The following is a 16087-nucleotide window of genomic DNA, read 5'->3' on the forward strand; positions in this document are numbered from 1 at the left end:
AGCCGACGTGGAACCGTTCCCGGTCACTCCTGCCGCACGGGGAGGCAGTGGACGCGGAACAGCTCGCCGTCACTCCTGCGGCACCGGGAGGCGGCCGACGCGGAACAGCTCCCCGTCACTCCTGCGGCACGGGGAGGCGGCCGACGCGGACCTGGCTGTCCGCCGCGAGACGCAGGTGTGCGAACCCGCGCAGCTCACCGCCCGCCGCCTGGCGCGCCGCTCCTCGCCGACGGGCCGCCCACCGCCCCGGCGCCCGCCTGGCGCGGTCAGTCCGCGCGGGCCGTCAGGACGCGTGGTCCCTCGTCCGTGATCGCCACCGTGTGCTCCGCGTGGGCCGCGCGGGAGCCGTCGTCGGTGCGCAGCGTCCAGCCGTCGACGTCCGCGTGGTAGCCGTCCGTGCCGCCGCCGATGAGCATGGGCTCGATGGCGAGGACCATGCCGTGGCGCAGCTTCATGCCCCGTCCCGGCCGGCCCTCGTTGGGCACGCCCGGGTCCTCGTGCATCTGGCGGCCGATGCCGTGGCCGCCGAAGCCGTCCGGGATGCCGTACCCGGCGCCGCGGCACACCGTGCCGATGGCGTGGGCGATGTCGCCGATGCGGTTGCCGACGACGGCCGCCCCGACACCGGCCGCGAGGGCCCGCTCGGCCGTCTCGATCAGCCGGACGTCCGCCGGGCGCGCGGTGCCGACCGTGAAGCTGATCGCGGAGTCGCCCGCCCAGCCGCCGAGCTGGGCGCCGAAGTCGATGGAGACGAGGTCGCCGTCCCGCAGCCGGTAGCGGGTCGGGATGCCGTGCACGATCGCGTCGTTCACCGAGGCGCAGATGACCGCCGGGAACGCCGTCGGCGCGAACGAGGGCCGGTAGCCGAGGAACGGCGAGGTCGCCCCCGCCTCCCGCAGTACGTCGTGCGCCAGCTCGTCCAGCTCCAGCAGGGAAACGCCCACGTCGGCGGCCTTGCGCACGGCGGTCAGGGCGCGCCCGACCACCTGCCCCGCCTCGTACATGGCATCGATCGATGAGTTCGTCTTCAGCTCCACCATGCCAATTACTATACCGGTATTAGAATGGTGTCATGGTGCGCACCCCACTGACCCCCGAAGAGCGCGAACGCGGCGAACGGCTCGGCCGCCTCCTGCGCGAGTCCCGAGGCCGCCGCAGCATGGCCGACGTCGCGGCGGGCGCGGGCATCTCCGCCGAGACCCTGCGCAAGATCGAGACCGGACGGGCCCCGACCCCTGCCTTCTTCACCGTCGCCGCGCTGGCGCGGACGCTCGGACTGTCCATGGACGATCTCGTGGAGCAGTGCGCGCTGCTCCCCGCGTGACCGCTTTCCGGCGGTGTGCGTCACGCTCCGGGGGTGCGGGCGCACTCCGCGTCCACTCCGAAAACATTCCGTAGCGCGTTCGTAACACGGCTCGTGTTTTCTTACGGACCGAAGTGCTCCGGCTGGGCGGGAGTTGAACGATGGCCGTGGATCAACTCCCGGGCCGGGTACGGGAGTTCGTGAACTACTTGGACGCACTGCTGGCGCGCCTCGACCAGGGCGGCGGCTGGTGCGCCGTGTTCTGGCAGCGCGACCCCGAGGGCATGCGGGCCTGCCTCGCGGGGCGTGAGGTGCCGCCCTGGGACGTCGTGGAGGCCCTGCTGCACGACCTGGCCACCGAGTACGGTCCCGACGTCGCCGCCCCCGAGGCCGATCGCGCCCGCGCCCTGCACACCGAGGCCCTCGCCGCCTACGACGCCCGGCCCGGCGGCCGGGACGCCCTCGGCGACCGGCTCGACGTGATGCTCCGCGAACAGCGCTGGTCCGCCGAACGCCAGGCGGAACTGGGCCACCTGCTCGCCGAGGCCACCACCCAGGAGGCCGCCGAGGCCCTCCGCCTCGACCTCGCCTGGGCCCACGACGACCACGAGCGCGCCACCGCCCGGTGCGCCGAACTCCGCTCCCGGATGAGCGACTTGGACCGGCGCTCGACGTACGGCCAGGCCCAGGCGATCCGCCGTGACCGGACGGCGGACGAGCCCGTCTTCCCCGCCGAACGGAGCGAGCGGCCCGAGCGGCGCGAGTACGCCGACCCGGTCGCCGGCCCCCAGCTCTCCGACCCCGTCGTCGTGGCACGGGACGCGGAGAGCCCCGCCGGGTCCGCCGCCTTCGACCCGGAAGCGGCCCGCGTCCCCAAGCAGCGCAAGCGGCGCCGGGGCAGCGCCCGCTTCGCCGGGATGACCGAGGAGGAGGCCGCCCCCGTCGCCGTACCGCCCGCGGCCGAACCGGTGACACCGGCACCCGCCGCGAAGGCCCGGCGGGTTCCGCGGGGCGCCCGGTTCGCCGGGGCCGCGGCCGAGCCGGTGGCCGAAGAGCGGCCGGAACCGCGTCCGGCGCCCCCGTCGCCGGGCACGGACGACGCGCGGCAGGTCGCCGGTACTGTGGAGGGCCTGGTGCGGCTCCGGCGCGAGCGGCGCAGCGGAGAGGCCCACGCCCTCCTCGTCGACGCCGCCCACGGACCCGCCGCCCGGTTCCCGCTGCTCGCCGCGGAACTCCAGCGGGCCGGGCTCGGGGCCGACTGGGCGACCCTGCTGTGGGAGGCGGCCTCGCTGCCCGCCGACCGCCTGGTCGCGGCGGCCGACGCGCTGGCCGGCGCCGGGCGCGGCCCGGACGCCGAGCAGATCCTGCGGCAGGGCGTCGTGCGGCCCGCCGAGGAGATCGGCGGGGCCGTGCTCGGGCTCGTCGGCGAGGGGCGGCGCCGCGAGGTACGGGCGCTGCTCGACGCGTACGTCCGGGTCCGCACCCCCGAGGAGGCCGCGCGCAGTGCCGCCCCCGGCCCGCGGACCCTCGTACCGCTGCTGCTGGAGGCCGCGCGGGGGATCTCGGAGGAGCGGCGCTGGGATCTCGCCCACGCGCTGCGGGTGGCCGGGTTCCCCGCCTGACCCGATCACCCGTTTCACCCGCCCGGGTGTGAAACGTGATCGACTCAGCGGGTTAACGACGATGGTCTTGGCAAGGCTGCCGGGGAGGCTTACTTTCGACCCTCTACGGCCTTCGTCTACGGGCGTAGAGGCTCTGACGTCCCGTCGAAGGAGCAGCTCATGGCCAACGTCGTACGTGCCGCACTGGTCCAGGCCACCTGGACAGGCGACACCGAGTCCATGGTGGCGAAACACGAGGAGCACGCCCGGGAGGCGGCCCGGCAGGGCGCGAGGATCATCGGGTTCCAGGAAGTGTTCAACGCCCCCTACTTCTGCCAGGTGCAGGAGCCCGAGCACTACCGCTGGGCCGAACCGGTGCCCGACGGCCCGACCGTGACCCGGATGCGGGAGCTGGCCCGCGAGACCGGCATGGTCGTCGTCGTCCCGGTGTTCGAGGTCGAGCAGTCCGGCTTCTACTACAACACCGCCGCCGTGATCGACGCCGACGGGACCTACCTCGGCAAGTACCGCAAGCACCACATCCCCCAGGTCAAGGGATTCTGGGAGAAGTACTACTTCCGGCCCGGCAACGCGGGCTGGCCGGTCTTCGACACCGCCGTGGGCCGCGTCGGCGTCTACATCTGCTACGACCGCCACTTCCCCGAGGGCTGGCGGCAACTGGGCCTCGAAGGCGCACAGTTGGTCTACAACCCCTCGGCCACCTCACGCGGTCTGTCCGCCCACCTGTGGCAGCTGGAGCAGCCCGCGGCGGCCGTCGCCAACGAGTACTTCGTCGCGGCGATCAACCGCGTCGGCCAGGAGGAGTACGGCGACAACGACTTCTACGGCACGTCGTACTTCGTCGACCCGCGCGGACAGTTCGTGGGCGAGCGGGCGAGCGACAAGAACGAGGAACTCCTCGTCCGGGACCTCGACTTCGACCTCATCGAGGAAGTACGCCGGCAGTGGGCGTTCTACCGAGACCGCCGACCCGACGCCTACGAAGGACTGGTGCAGCCGTGACCGACAAGGACCTCCTGGCACGGCACAAGGCCGTGCTGCCCGACTGGCTCGCCCTCTACTACCAGGACCCGCTGGAGATCACCCACGGCGAGGGCCGCCACGTCTGGGACGCCGAGGGCAACCGCTACCTCGACTTCTTCGGCGGCATCCTCACCACGATGACCGCCCACGCCCTGCCCGAGGTCACCAAGGCGGTGAGCGAGCAGGCCGGGCGGATCATCCATTCGTCCACGCTCTACCTCAACCGGCCGATGGTCGAACTCGCCGAACGCATCGCCCAGTTGAGCGGTATCCCGGACGCCCGCGTCTTCTTCACCACCTCCGGCACCGAGGCCAACGACACCGCGCTGCTGCTCGCCACCACCCACCGGCGCAGCAACACGGTCCTGGCGATGCGCAACAGCTACCACGGCCGCTCCTTCAGCGCCGTCGGCATCACCGGCAACCGCGGCTGGTCCCCGACCTCCCTCTCCCCGCTCCAGACGCTGTACGTCCACGGCGGCGTGCGCACCCGCGGCCCCTACGCGGCCCTGAGCGACGACGAGTTCATCGAGGCCTGCGTCGACGACCTCACCGACCTGCTCGGCCACACCCGCCCGCCCGCCGCGCTGATCGCCGAACCCGTCCAGGGCGTCGGCGGCTTCACCGCGCCCCCCGACGGGCTCTACGCCAGGTTCCGCGAGGTGCTGAGCGAGCGCGGCATCCTGTGGATCGCCGACGAGGTGCAGACCGGCTGGGGCCGCACCGGCGACCACTTCTGGGGCTGGCAGGCGCACGCGCAGTCCGGTCCGCCGGACATCGTCACCTTCGCCAAGGGCATCGGCAACGGCTCCTCCATCGGCGGAGTCATCGCCCGCGCCGAGATCATGAACTGCCTCGACTCCCACAGCATCTCGACGTTCGGCGGCACCCAGGTCACCATGGCCGCGGGCCTCGCCAACCTGTCGTACCTGCTGGAGCACGACCTCCAGGGCAACGCCCGGCGGGTCGGCGGGCTGCTCATCGAACGGCTGCGGGCCGTCGCCGCGCAGGTCCCCGCCGTACGGGAGGTCCGCGGACGGGGACTGATGATCGGCGTGGAACTCGCCCGGCCCGGCACCGACGAGGCCGATCCGGACGCCGCGAGCGCCGTCCTGGAGGCGTGCCGCGCGGGCGGGCTGCTCATCGGCAAGGGCGGCGGCCACAACACCAGCGTCCTCAGGATCGCCCCGCCGCTGTCCCTCACGGTCGCCGAGGCCGAGGAGGGCGCCGCGGTCCTCGAACGGGCCCTGAGGTCCCTCCCGTAGCACCCGTGGGCGCGGTGGGCGCCGAGGTCCCTGCGGCAGCACCCGCGGTCCACCGGTCGCCCCCCCGTGGCCCGTCCAGCAGCACCCGTCCACCGGTCGACCCGTTCTCCGGTCCAGCAAGGGAACACGCGCCATGGCCACCACCCTGGAGCCCATGCTCTCCGTCCGTCAGGTCCTCGCCCTGGAGCGGGTCCTCGCCGGGGAGCCCGAGGTGGTGGCCGGCGCGGCCCAGCTCGACCGCGCCGTGCGCTGGGTGCACGTCGCCGAGGCGCCCGACGTCGGCGTCATGCTCACCGGCGGCGAGATGGTCCTCACCACCGGGGTGCTGCTCGCCGGGGACGAGGGCGCGCAGGCCGAGTACATCCAGTCCCTGCACCGCGCGGAGGCCTCCGCGGTCGTCCTCGGGCTCGGGCGGGCCTTCCCCGCGCCGCCGGACGTGATGCGGCGGGCCGCCGAACGGTGCGGGCTGCCCCTGGTGGTCCTCCACCGGCCTTCCCCCTTCGCCGAGCTGACGGAGGAGGTGCAGTCCCGGCTGGTGCGCCGCAAGTTCGCCGCGGTGAGCCTGTCGGAGGCCGTGCGCACCTCCCTCACCGGCCTCATCACCGCCGGTGCCCCGCTCCAGCGGCTCCTCGACGAGGTCGCCCAGCACACCGCCTGCCCCGTCGTCGTCACCAACCTCGCCCACCGCGTCCTCGCCACGGCGGGGGAGCGGTCCGCCGTGGACGACGTGCTGCGCGACTGGGAACGCATCGCCCGGCAGGCCGGCGGCAGCGAGGGCGACGGCTGGATCCGCGCCGAACTCGGCGGACGCGGCGAACGCTGGGGTCAGATCCTGCTGTGCGGGTACCGCGGCGACACCGCCGCCGGACGGCTGCTCGCCGACCGCGCCGCCGAGGCCCTCGTCCTGCACCGCATGCTCGCCGGCAACGGTGTCCACTCCTGGGAGGAGCAGTCCGCCCAGGGCCTGCTGACCGACCTCGTCAGCGGCGTCGTCCCGGCCCGGCAGCTGCTGCCGAGGGCGCGGGCCGCCGGACTGCCCGTCAACCGGCGCACCTTCGTGCCGCTGGTCGTCCGGGACGCGGAGTCCGACCGGCTCGACCGGGTGCTCAGGCTGCTCGGGCTGCCCGGGGTCGTCGCCGAGCTCGCCGAGGGCGCGGTGGCCGTGCTGCTGAGCCTCGCCCGGGACCAGGACGCCGCCGTGCTCGTCGCCAACCTCGCGGCCCGGGTGCGCTCCGAGACCCCGGGGACGGTCGTGGCCGCCGCCGACCCCCGCACCGCCTGGGACGACGTGCCCGCCGGGCTGCGTGAGGCACAGCATGTCGCCGACGCCGTCGCCGACTCCTCCGCCGCCCTCGAACTGCCCGACGTCGTCCGCCTCAAGGACGTCCATCTGCGCGGCCTGATCCGGCTCCTGCGCGACGACCCGCAGGTGCAGTCCTTCGCGGAGCGGGAGCTGGACGGACTGCTGTGCGGGCCCGCCGGCGACGACCTGATCACCGTGCTGCGCACCTATCTGGCCACCGGACGCAACAAGTCCCGCACCGCGCAGCTCCACCATGTCTCACGGCCCGCGCTCTACCGGCGACTTGAGGCGATACAGCTCCGGCTCGGCGTCGACCTCGACGACTTCGAGCAGGCCGCGTCCGTGCACATCGCGCTCCTCGCGCACGACGCGCAGCAGGGGTGACACAGGGCGGCCCGAACAGGCCGCGAAACGGCTGGGAAACACGTGACGACCTGCGGAAACGGCGGTGAGACATGGGATCGGGCAAGAGTGACACCGTGGCACGCCGCGCCCGCGCAGACGTGACACCGTGCAACTCAAAGCCCGCTTCCGGACTTCCTAGATTGCTCGCACACCGAGCGACCGGAGGTCCCGATGAGCAGAGTGATCCGCGCCGCCCTCTTCCAGACCGCGTGGACGGGCGACAAGGAATCGATGATCCAGGTCCACGAGCAAGCGGCCCGCGACGCCGCCGCGCAGGGCGCTCAGGTCCTGTGCTTCCAGGAGCTGTTCTACGGACCGTACTTCTGCCAGGTCCAGGACAAGGCGTTCTACGAGTACGCCGAGGCGATCCCGGACGGCCCCATCGTCCAGCGGTTCCAGGCGCTGGCACGGGAGCTGGGCCTCGTCCTGATCCTGCCGATGTACGAGGAGGAGCAGCCCGGCGTCCTCTACAACACCGCCGCCGTGCTCGACGCGGACGGCACCTACCTCGGCAAGTACCGCAAGCACCACATCCCCCAAGTGCCCGGATTCTGGGAGAAGTTCTACTTCCGGCCCGGCAACTCCGGCTGGCCCGTCTTCGACACGGCCGTCGGGAGGATCGGCGTGTACATCTGCTACGACCGCCACTTCCCCGAGGGCTGGCGGGCGTTGGGCCTGGGCGGCGCCGAGATCGTCTTCAACCCCTCGGCCACCTCCCGCGGTCTGTCCTCCTACCTGTGGCAGCTGGAGCAGCCCGCGGCGGCCGTCGCCAACGAGTACTTCGTCGGCGCGATCAACCGGGTCGGCGTCGAGGAGCTCGGCGACAACGACTTCTACGGCACGACGTACTTCGTCGACCCCGAAGCCCAGTTCGTCGGCGAGGTGGCCTCCGACAAGGAGACCGAACTCATCGTCCGCGACCTGGACCTCGCCAAGCTCCGCGAGGTCCGCGACCGCTGGCAGTTCTTCCGGGACCGCCGCCCGGACGCCTACGCCCCGCTGACGGCACCGTAACCGTCCTGGACCGCCGCCGGTCCGGGGCACGAGGTCCGGGCCGGCGGCACCGATCGACTCGTACGACACCAGGAGAGGGAACATGAGCAGCCGTACCGTCATCCGCGGTGGACTCGTCATCACCGCGTCCGACGAGATCCACGCCGACGTGCTGATCGAGGACGGCCGCGTCGCCGCCCTCGCCGCCTCCGGCACTCCGGCCGCCGAGGCCTGGAGCGCCGAGCGGACCCTCGACGCCACCGGGAAGTACGTCATCCCGGGCGGCGTCGACGTCCACACCCACATGGAGCTGCCGTTCGGCGGCACCTTCGCCTCCGACACCTTCGAGACCGGCACCCGGGCCGCCGCCTGGGGCGGCACGACGACCATCGTCGACTTCGCCGTGCAGAGCGTCGGCCACTCCCTGCGCGAGGGCCTGGACACCTGGCACGCCAAGGCCGAGGGCAACTGCGCGATCGACTACGGCTTCCACATGATCGTCTCCGATGTGAACCAGGAGACGCTCAAGGAGATGGACCTCCTCGTCGAGGAAGGCGTCACCTCCTTCAAGCAGTTCATGGCCTACCCCGGCGTCTTCTACTCCGACGACGGCCAGATCCTGCGCGCCATGCAGCGCTCCGCCGAGAACGGCGGCCTGATCATGATGCACGCCGAGAACGGCATCGCGATCGACGTGCTCGTCGAACAGGCCCTGGCCCGCGGCGAGACCGACCCGCGCTACCACGGCGAGGTGCGCAAGGCGCTGCTGGAGGCGGAGGCCACCCACCGCGCCATCAAGCTGGCCCAGGTCGCGGGCGCCCCGCTGTACGTCGTGCACGTCTCGGCGATGGAGGCGGTCGCCGAGCTGGCGCGGGCGCGCGACGAGGGACTCAACGTCTTCGGCGAGACCTGTCCGCAGTACCTGTTCCTGTCGACGGACAACCTCGCCGAGCCGGACTTCGAGGGCTCCAAGTACGTGTGCAGCACACCGCTCCGGCCCAAGGAGCACCAGGCGAAGCTGTGGCAGGGGCTGCGGACCAACGACCTCCAGGTCGTCTCCACCGACCACTGCCCGTTCTGCTTCACCGGCCAGAAGGAGCTCGGCCGCGGCGATTTCTCCAAGATCCCCAACGGGCTCCCGGGCGTGGAGAACCGGATGGACCTGCTGCACCAGGCCGTCGTCGACGGGCACATCTCGCGCCGCCGCTGGATCGAGATCGCCTGCGCCACCCCGGCCCGGATGTTCGGCATGTACCCCAAGAAGGGCACCATCGCGCCGGGCGCCGACGCCGACGTCGTCATCTACGACCCGCACGCGGAGCAGACCGTCTCCGCCGCGACCCACCACATGAACGTCGACTACTCGGCGTACGAGGGCAAGCGCCTCACGGGCCGGGTCGAGACGGTCCTGTCGCGCGGCGAGCCCGTCATCACCGAGCGGGAGTACACCGGGCACGCCGGGCACGGCGTCTACACCCCCCGCTCCACCTGTCAGTACCTCAACTAGGAGTGGTGCCCATGGACTTCGGACTCGTCCTGCAGACCGACCCGCCCGCCTCGAAGGTCGTCAGCCTGATGAAGCGGGCCGAACGCAACGGCTTCACCTACGGCTGGACCTTCGACTCCGCCGTGCTGTGGCAGGAACCGTTCGTGATCTACAGCCAGATCCTGGCCAACACCTCGAAGCTGAAGGTCGGGCCCATGGTCACCAACCCGGGCACCCGTACCTGGGAGGTCACCGCCTCCACCTTCGCCACCCTCAACGACATGTTCGGCAACCGCACGGTGTGCGGCATCGGCCGCGGCGACTCCGCGATGCGCGTCGCGGGCCGCACCCCCAACACGCTGGCCCGGATCAGCGAGGCCATGAAGGTCATCCGCGCCCTCGGCTCGGGCCAGGAGGCCGACCTCGGCGGCACCGTCATCCGCTTCCCCTGGATCAAGGAGGACGCCGAACTCCCCGTGTGGATGGCCGCGTACGGGCCCAAGGCGCTGAAGATGACCGGTGAGGAGGCCGACGGGTTCATCCTCCAGCTCGCCGACCTCTACCTCACCGAGTACATGGTGAAGGCGGTCAAGGCCGCGGCGGTCGCCGCCGGACGCGACCCCTCGGAGGTGAGGATCTGCGTCGCCGCCCCCGCCTACGTCACCGAGGACGACTCGCCCGAGGCCCTCGCCCACGCCCGTGAGCAGTGCCGCTGGTTCGGCGGGATGGTCGGCAACCACGTCGCCGACCTGGTGTCCAAGTACGGCGAGCACTCCTCCCAGGTCCCCGAGGAACTCACCGACTACATCAAGGCCCGCCAGGGGTACGACTATTCACACCACGGGCGCGCCGACAACCCCGACACCGCGTTCGTGCCCGACGAGATCGTCGACCGGTTCTGCCTCATCGGCCCGGTCGAGAAGCACATCGAGAAGCTGAACGCCCTGCGCGAGCTGGGCGTCGACCAGTTCGCCGTCTACGACATGCACGACGCGCAGGAGGCGACCATCGACGCGTACGGCACGAAGGTCATCCCCGCCGTCAACGCCTGAACCCCCCTCACCCACCGGCCCGTTCACCCACCGCCCCGACGCCCCCCACACCTTGTCCCCCCTCCTTGCCGCCGTCCCGGTGAGGAGGGGCCCAAGGCCCCCGCACGGCCTCTCCCGTTCCCGTCCTGATCGATTGGCCTGCCCATGACCGAAACAGTCCCCACGGGGTCGCCGATACCGCAGTCCGCCGGCTCCGACGGCCGCGTCGAACTCAGCCCCGAGGCCTTTCCCGCCGACAGCCCCTTCGCCAACGAGGACCTGCGCCCCGTACCGGTCTCCGAACGCAAGTGGACGACGTACAACTTCGCGGCGCTGTGGATCTCCATGGCCCACTGCATCCCCAGCTGGACCCTGGCCTCCGGCCTGGTCGCGCTCGGGATGGACTGGAAGCAGGCGGTGTTCACCATCGCCCTCGCCAACGTCATCGTGCTGCTGCCGATGCTGGCCACCGGGCACGCCGGACCCAAGTACGGCATCCCCTTCCCGGTCCTGGCCCGCGCCTCCTTCGGACTGCGCGGCGCGAACATCCCGGCGATGATCCGGGCGGCCGTGGCCTGCGGCTGGTTCGGCATCCAGACCTGGATCGGCGGCAGCGGGATCTTCGCGCTGGGCTCCAAACTCACCGGCGGGCACTGGGAGAACGCCGGGCAGATCGCCGGCAACCCCTGGCCGCTGTGGCTCTGCTTCGTCCTGTTCTGGGCGCTCCAGATCGCCATCATCTACCGGGGCATGGACTTCCTGCGCCACTTCGAGAACTGGGCCGCGCCGTTCGTGATCGTGGGCGCGCTGGTGCTGCTGGTGTGGATCGCGGTCAAGGCCGACGGGTTCGGCGCGCTGCTGGACCAGCCGTCCAAGCTGGGCTGGGGCCCGGACTTCTGGCCCGTCTTCTTCCCCTCCCTCATGGGCATGATCGGCTTCTGGGCCACGCTCTCGCTGAACATCCCCGACTTCACCCGCTTCGGCGCCAGCCAGAAGGCGCAGACCTGGGGGCAGAGCCTCGGTCTGCCCACGACCATGACCTTGTTCGCGATCCTCGCCGTGCTGGTCACCTCCGGCTCCGAGGCCGTCTACGGGGAGGCCATCTGGGACCCGGTCACGCTGGCCGCCAAGACCGACAGCGCCTTCGGTCTGCTGTTCGCGCTGGTCGTCGTCCTCGTCGCGACCGTCTCCGTGAACATCGCGGCGAACGTGGTCTCACCCGCGTACGACCTCGCGAACCTCGCGCCGAAACTCATCAACTTCCGTACGGGCGCGCTGATCACGGGCGTCGTCGGGGTGCTGATCTTCCCGTGGAAGCTGATCTCCACGCCCGAGTTCTACATCTTCACCTGGCTCGGCGTGGTCGGCGGACTGCTCGGCACGGTCGCGGGCATCCTCATCGCCGACTACTGGATCGTGCGGCGCACGGTGCTGCACCTCGCCGACCTGTACACGCCCGGCGGGCGCTACTGGTACAGCAACGGCTGGAACTGGCGGGCGATCGCGGCCTTCGTGGTCGGCGGACTGCTCGCGGTGGGCGGCTCGTACTCCGCCGTCGGCGCCGACGGGTCCAGCAGCGGACCCTTCCCGGCCGACGGACTCGTCCCGTTCCTCAAGCCGCTGGCCGACTACGGCTGGGCCGTGGGCCTGGGGACGTCCCTGGTGCTGTACGTGGCGCTGATGCTGCCGCTGGGCCGGGAGCAGGAGAAGGAGGCGCCGTCCGAGGTGGCGTGACACCCCGTCAGGAGGGCGGCCGTCAGCTCTTGGCGCCGCCCTCCAGCGCGGCCACCGCGTCCTTCGCCGCCTTGATGGCGCCCTTGTTGACGACGTCCGTGCTCGGCGCCTTCTTCGACTCGAAGTCGCTGCCGTTGTAGGTGATGACCACGAGCGCGTTGGAGACCTGGACGTACACCTCGCCCTCGCGGGTCTGCTGCTTGTCCTCGGTGGTGAGGTTCACGACGGAGTAGGCCTGGTCGCCGAGGCCCGGCACGTCACCGCCGCCGCTCTTCTGCTCCAGCCGGTTCTTGTACGCCTTCTCCGCGTCCTCGTCCGTGTCCGTGATCTCGTACGACACGTCGAGCCAGCGGTAGTCGTACCCCTTCAGGGCGTTCCAGGAGCAGGTGCGGCGCAGTTCCGTGTCCGTGGACGGGATCTCCTTGCCCGCCGTCTTCGCGCCGGGCACCAGCGACTTGACGGTGGCCGTGGCGACGCCCTCGCAGGGCGCGGGGGAGGCCGTGTACGTCTTCGACGCCGCGGCCGTCGCGGGAGCCGACGCGGACTGCGTGGCGCCCTTGGCCGCGGGCTCGTCGCCGGCGGTCGGACCGGGGTCGGACGTCAGCGTCCAGCCCGCGACGGCGAGCACGACGACCGGGGACAGACGCGCGGTCAGGGTGAGCGGCAGAGGAAGGGAACGCACAGGCGCACTTCTCGTGGGGGATGGTGCGGAGCGAGTCCGCACTGCGGACGGGGACGACAGTGTCACACGAGTCCCTGTGGTGGGGAAGTGCCAACTCGCTCCGTACATGGGCGGTGACGGAGCCCCGCGACCGGAGCGGCCTGTGTCCCGTTATGTCCGAACGGAAATGCGGCTGAACGCCGATTCGATCCGGTCCACGGCCAGAAACGACCCGTACGCGACGAGACGCACCAGTTCGTCGTCGGTGCGCCCCGGACGCCGCCACGCGGCCACGTCCTCGTCCGTCACCCGGTACGGCGCGAGGGCCGCCAGCAGCGCCAGCCGCGCCCCCGGCCGCTCACGCCGGTCCGGCACCCCCGGCAGGGCGAGCGGCGGATGCCCGCCGTCCCAGTCCTGCACGACCTCCTCGACGAGCTCCTGGTCGTCCGTGCCGAGCAGCTCCGCACCCGTCATCGCCGACCTGAGCAGCGCCGCGTAGGCGACCCCGGCCGGCGTGCCGTCCGCCCACGCGGGCGCCTCGCCGGGCTCGGGCCGGTCGAGCAGGGCGAGGCTCTCGCCCGGCAGCGCGGGGCGGCGCACGGTCCGGGCGAGCGCGCGGCCCGCGAGACTGCGCACCGCGCGGAACCGCTGCGCGCCGCCCGGCAGCAGGTCCTCCTCAAGGAGCGCCGACGCGATCCGGTTGATGAAGTGGAAGGCGAGCGCGGTCCCCAGATAGCCGGGAGCGTCCTCGCGCGCGAAGGGGTACGGCCGCGAGGACGCACCCGGGACGCGGGTGAGCCTGCCCCACTCCAGCACGCGCGCGTGCTCCTCGTCGGCGGGGCGCCGCCCTCGGGCGACGCGCTCGGCGACGGCGTGGTCGCCGGTGGCGTGCAGCAGCACCGTGTGCGCGTCCACGCAGAACGGGCACCGGTTGGCGAGCGACACCCCGAGCGCCGCCAGCTCCTTACCGGTCCGGCCACCGGGGCCCGCGATCAGCGACTCGCGCGTCAACGCCCAGGTGGCGGCCAGGAGTTCGGGCGAGGAGGAGAGGACCAGGAACGTGGAGGGGCCGTCGATCCCGAAGTCACGGGCGATCTGCCGGTGGACCTCGGCGACCCGGCCGCCCGCCGCCTCGGGCGAGGGCGGCTCGGTGTAGCGGAATGGTGTGGACATGCGGCCAGCGTGCGCCGCCCGCCCGTCCCCGGTCGTCGTACCGGCGAACGGAGTCGGCACTGCGTCGCCCGGGCGGGGCGGGGCCCCGGACTACTACGGCGGGAGTAGCCGGGGAGTTGTCCACAGGGCTGACGCGGCGGTCGGCGCCGCCGTCTACTGTGCCGACATGAGCAGGCGGCCCGTCCTCACCCGCAAGGGACTGGCCGACGCGGCCCTGGCGGTCGTCGTCGGCGCCCTGGTGCTGCCCCTGTCCGTCCTCGGCGGGCACGCCACGGCCGTCGACCACCTGCTCCTGGCGCTGAGCGCCGCCGCCCTCGGCTGCTACCGCCTCCTCCCGCGCGCGGTACTGGCCACCGTCACCGGCCTCGGCGCCGCCTACGTCCTGCACGCCCACGCGGAGCCACTGGTGGCGTTCCCCGTCATCGGCGCCGTCCACACCGCCGCCCGGGTCGGGCACCGGGCCCTCGCCGGCGCGGCGAGCGCCCTGTACCTCGGTGTGTACGTGTCGACGGACCCCGCCGCGGTGGACCTCCTCAAGGAGGCCGCGCTGCTCGCGGGCTGGTTCCTGGCCGCGGTCGTCACCGGCCTCGCCGACCGCAACTGGCAGGCGTATCTGCGCCAGACCGAACAGCGCGCCCTGGAGGCGGAACGCACCCGCGAGGAGGCCGCGCTGCGCCGCGCGGGCGAGGAACGCCTGCGCATAGCAAGGGAGTTGCACGACTCCCTCACCCACAGCATCTCCATCGTCAAGCTCCAGGCGGGCGTCGCCGTCCACCTCGCCCGCAAACGCGGCGAGGAGGTCCCCGCGGCCCTGCTCGCCATCCAGGAGGCGAGCGGTGAGGCGATGCGCGAACTGCGCTCCACCCTGGAGGTGCTGCGCAGCGACGAACCCACCGGCACCCCCGCCCTCCTCGTCGAGCGCGCCCGCTCCGCCGGACTGCCGGTCGAACTGACCGTGACGGGACAGGAACGCCCGCTGGCCGCGCCCGTCGACCGCGCGGTGTACCGCATCGTCCAGGAGGCGCTGACGAACGCGGCACGGCACGCGGGCGCGGCCAAGGTCAGCGTGCGCCTCGCGTACGCCGACGCCGGCCTGACCGTCTCCGTGGACGACGACGGCACCGCCGACCCGGCCCGCCCCGTGGTGCCCGGGATCGGCCTGACCGGGATGCGCGAGCGGGTCACCGCGCTCGGCGGCGACCTGCACGCCGCACCCCGCGAGGAGGGCGGCTTCTCCGTACGGGCACGGCTGCCCCGGGAGGTGCCCGCGTGATCCGGGTGGCCCTCGTCGACGACCAGGCGCTGATGCGCGCCGGGTTCCGCGCGCTCCTCGACGCCGAGGACGGCATCGAGGTCGTCGGCGAGGCCCCGGACGGCGAACAGGGCGTCGCCCTCGTCCGCGCGCAGGTGCCCGACATCGCCCTGATCGACGTGCAGATGCCGGTGATGACCGGCATCGAGGCGACCCGCAGGATCGCGACGGACCCGGCGCTGCGCACCGTCCGCGTGGTGATCCTCACCAACTACGGCCTCGACGCGTACGTCTTCGAGGCGCTGCGGGCGGGCGCCAGCGGCTTCCTCCTCAAGGACACCGAACCGGCCGACCTGCTCCAGGCGATCCAGGTCGTGGTCCGCGGCGAGGCCCTGCTCTCCCCGTCCGTCACCCGCACCCTCATCGGCGAGTTCGTCGCCCGGCCCCCCGACCGCGCCACCGCCCCCGGCCTCGAAGCCCTCACCCGCCGCGAACGCGAGGTCACCGCGCTGGCCGCGCGCGGGCTGAGCAACGAGGAGATCGCCGGGCACATGGTCATCAGCCCCTTCACCGCCAAGACCCATGTGAGCCGGGCCATGACGAAGCTGGGCGCCCGCGACCGCGCCCAACTGGTCGTGTTCGCCTACGAGTCGGGGCTGGTGACGGCACGCGGCGGATGACCGGGGCGCCGGCCGCGGCCCGAACGAGCGCCGCACCCCGCCCCCTCCGCGCCGGCACATCCGATCGATAACCTGACCGGCGGCCGGAGAGACGACCGGCCCGAAGACCGACCGGACGCGCGCGGACTCAGCGAGGTGCCACTTGCCGTTCACCAC

Annotated in this window: 14 protein-coding genes; 11 read left to right on the plus strand and 3 right to left on the minus strand. The window is 72.4% G+C overall.

What is annotated here, in order from left to right:
* Positions 1-266: 266 nt before the first annotated feature.
* Complete coding sequence (map, locus tag ACIPSE_RS22085; RefSeq protein ID WP_401664838.1) at positions 267-1040, minus strand: type I methionyl aminopeptidase; 774 nt, start codon at positions 1038-1040, stop codon at positions 267-269.
* Between the two features lie 32 nt (positions 1041-1072).
* Here map and ACIPSE_RS22090 point away from each other — a divergent pair, with 32 nt between their 5' ends.
* The 9 genes from ACIPSE_RS22090 (at position 1073) to ACIPSE_RS22130 (ending at position 12165) form a co-directional block, all read left to right on the plus strand.
* Positions 1073-1324: a helix-turn-helix domain-containing protein gene (locus ACIPSE_RS22090; protein WP_401664840.1), complete on the plus strand. Its 252-nt coding sequence runs from the start codon at positions 1073-1075 to the stop codon at positions 1322-1324.
* 140 nt (positions 1325-1464) lie between these two features.
* Positions 1465-2925 carry a hypothetical protein gene (locus ACIPSE_RS22095; RefSeq protein WP_401664841.1) on the plus strand — a complete coding sequence of 487 codons (1461 nt, stop codon included), beginning with the start codon at positions 1465-1467 and terminating at the stop codon, positions 2923-2925.
* Positions 2926-3084: 159 nt separating this feature from the next.
* Positions 3085-3927, plus strand: coding sequence for a nitrilase-related carbon-nitrogen hydrolase (locus ACIPSE_RS22100; protein WP_401664843.1), 843 nt, complete (start codon positions 3085-3087; stop codon positions 3925-3927).
* A complete protein-coding gene (locus ACIPSE_RS22105) occupies positions 3924-5213 on the plus strand; it encodes an aspartate aminotransferase family protein (RefSeq protein WP_401664844.1) in 1290 nt (429 codons plus the stop codon). Before ACIPSE_RS22100 ends, ACIPSE_RS22105 begins: the two co-directional genes overlap by 4 nt.
* Positions 5214-5346: 133 nt before the next feature.
* Entirely contained in the window at positions 5347-6900 is a 1554-nt protein-coding gene (locus ACIPSE_RS22110; RefSeq protein ID WP_401664845.1) for a PucR family transcriptional regulator, read from the plus strand.
* A 192-nt stretch (positions 6901-7092) separates the two neighbouring features.
* Positions 7093-7935 carry a nitrilase-related carbon-nitrogen hydrolase gene (locus ACIPSE_RS22115; RefSeq protein ID WP_401664846.1) on the plus strand — a complete coding sequence of 281 codons (843 nt, stop codon included), beginning with the start codon at positions 7093-7095 and terminating at the stop codon, positions 7933-7935.
* Positions 7936-8017: 82 nt separating this feature from the next.
* Positions 8018-9421 (plus strand): dihydropyrimidinase, encoded by a 1404-nt coding sequence (gene hydA, locus ACIPSE_RS22120; RefSeq protein ID WP_401664847.1) that lies wholly within the window; start codon positions 8018-8020, stop codon positions 9419-9421.
* A gap of 11 nt (positions 9422-9432) precedes the next feature.
* A complete protein-coding gene (locus ACIPSE_RS22125; protein ID WP_401664848.1) occupies positions 9433-10452 on the plus strand; it encodes a TIGR03842 family LLM class F420-dependent oxidoreductase in 1020 nt (339 codons plus the stop codon).
* 144 nt (positions 10453-10596) lie between these two features.
* On the plus strand, positions 10597-12165 hold the full coding sequence (locus tag ACIPSE_RS22130) for an NCS1 family nucleobase:cation symporter-1 (RefSeq protein WP_401664849.1): 1569 nt from the start codon (positions 10597-10599) through the stop codon (positions 12163-12165).
* A 22-nt stretch (positions 12166-12187) separates the two neighbouring features.
* Here the strand turns inward: ACIPSE_RS22130 and ACIPSE_RS22135 are convergent, their stop codons facing one another.
* Entirely contained in the window at positions 12188-12847 is a 660-nt protein-coding gene (locus tag ACIPSE_RS22135) for a hypothetical protein (RefSeq protein ID WP_401664851.1), read from the minus strand.
* A 150-nt stretch (positions 12848-12997) separates the two neighbouring features.
* Positions 12998-13999 carry a carboxymuconolactone decarboxylase family protein gene (locus ACIPSE_RS22140; RefSeq protein ID WP_401664852.1) on the minus strand — a complete coding sequence of 334 codons (1002 nt, stop codon included), beginning with the start codon at positions 13997-13999 and terminating at the stop codon, positions 12998-13000.
* A gap of 166 nt (positions 14000-14165) precedes the next feature.
* On the opposite strand from ACIPSE_RS22140, the gene ACIPSE_RS22145 reads away from it, so the two are divergent.
* Together ACIPSE_RS22145 and ACIPSE_RS22150 are read left to right on the plus strand one after the other, a co-directional pair.
* Entirely contained in the window at positions 14166-15272 is a 1107-nt protein-coding gene (locus ACIPSE_RS22145) for a sensor histidine kinase (RefSeq protein ID WP_401664853.1), read from the plus strand.
* Complete coding sequence (locus ACIPSE_RS22150) at positions 15269-15931, plus strand: response regulator (protein WP_401664855.1); 663 nt, start codon at positions 15269-15271, stop codon at positions 15929-15931. Before ACIPSE_RS22145 ends, ACIPSE_RS22150 begins: the two co-directional genes overlap by 4 nt.
* Positions 15932-16087 lie beyond the last annotated feature (156 nt).

It is taken from the genome of Streptomyces sp. NPDC090106 (assembly GCF_044747265.1).
In the GTDB taxonomy this organism is placed as follows: Bacteria; Actinomycetota; Actinomycetes; order Streptomycetales; family Streptomycetaceae; genus Streptomyces.

Bases quoted from the DNA above. Each gene is read 5' to 3' on its own strand.
- ACIPSE_RS22095 (WP_401664841.1), top strand. From the start codon at position 1,465: ATGGCCGTGGATCAACTCCCGGGCCGGGTACGGGAGTTCGTGAACTAC.
- hydA (WP_401664847.1), top strand. From the start codon at position 8,018: ATGAGCAGCCGTACCGTCATCCGCGGTGGACTCGTCATCACCGCGTCC.
- ACIPSE_RS22090 (WP_401664840.1), top strand. From the start codon at position 1,073: ATGGTGCGCACCCCACTGACCCCCGAAGAGCGCGAACGCGGCGAACGG.
- ACIPSE_RS22130 (WP_401664849.1), top strand. From the start codon at position 10,597: ATGACCGAAACAGTCCCCACGGGGTCGCCGATACCGCAGTCCGCCGGC.
- ACIPSE_RS22110 (WP_401664845.1), top strand. From the start codon at position 5,347: ATGGCCACCACCCTGGAGCCCATGCTCTCCGTCCGTCAGGTCCTCGCC.
- ACIPSE_RS22115 (WP_401664846.1), top strand. From the start codon at position 7,093: ATGAGCAGAGTGATCCGCGCCGCCCTCTTCCAGACCGCGTGGACGGGC.
- map (WP_401664838.1), bottom strand. From the start codon at position 1,040: ATGGTGGAGCTGAAGACGAACTCATCGATCGATGCCATGTACGAGGCG.
- ACIPSE_RS22145 (WP_401664853.1), top strand. From the start codon at position 14,166: ATGAGCAGGCGGCCCGTCCTCACCCGCAAGGGACTGGCCGACGCGGCC.
- ACIPSE_RS22140 (WP_401664852.1), bottom strand. From the start codon at position 13,999: ATGTCCACACCATTCCGCTACACCGAGCCGCCCTCGCCCGAGGCGGCG.
- ACIPSE_RS22100 (WP_401664843.1), top strand. From the start codon at position 3,085: ATGGCCAACGTCGTACGTGCCGCACTGGTCCAGGCCACCTGGACAGGC.
- ACIPSE_RS22125 (WP_401664848.1), top strand. From the start codon at position 9,433: ATGGACTTCGGACTCGTCCTGCAGACCGACCCGCCCGCCTCGAAGGTC.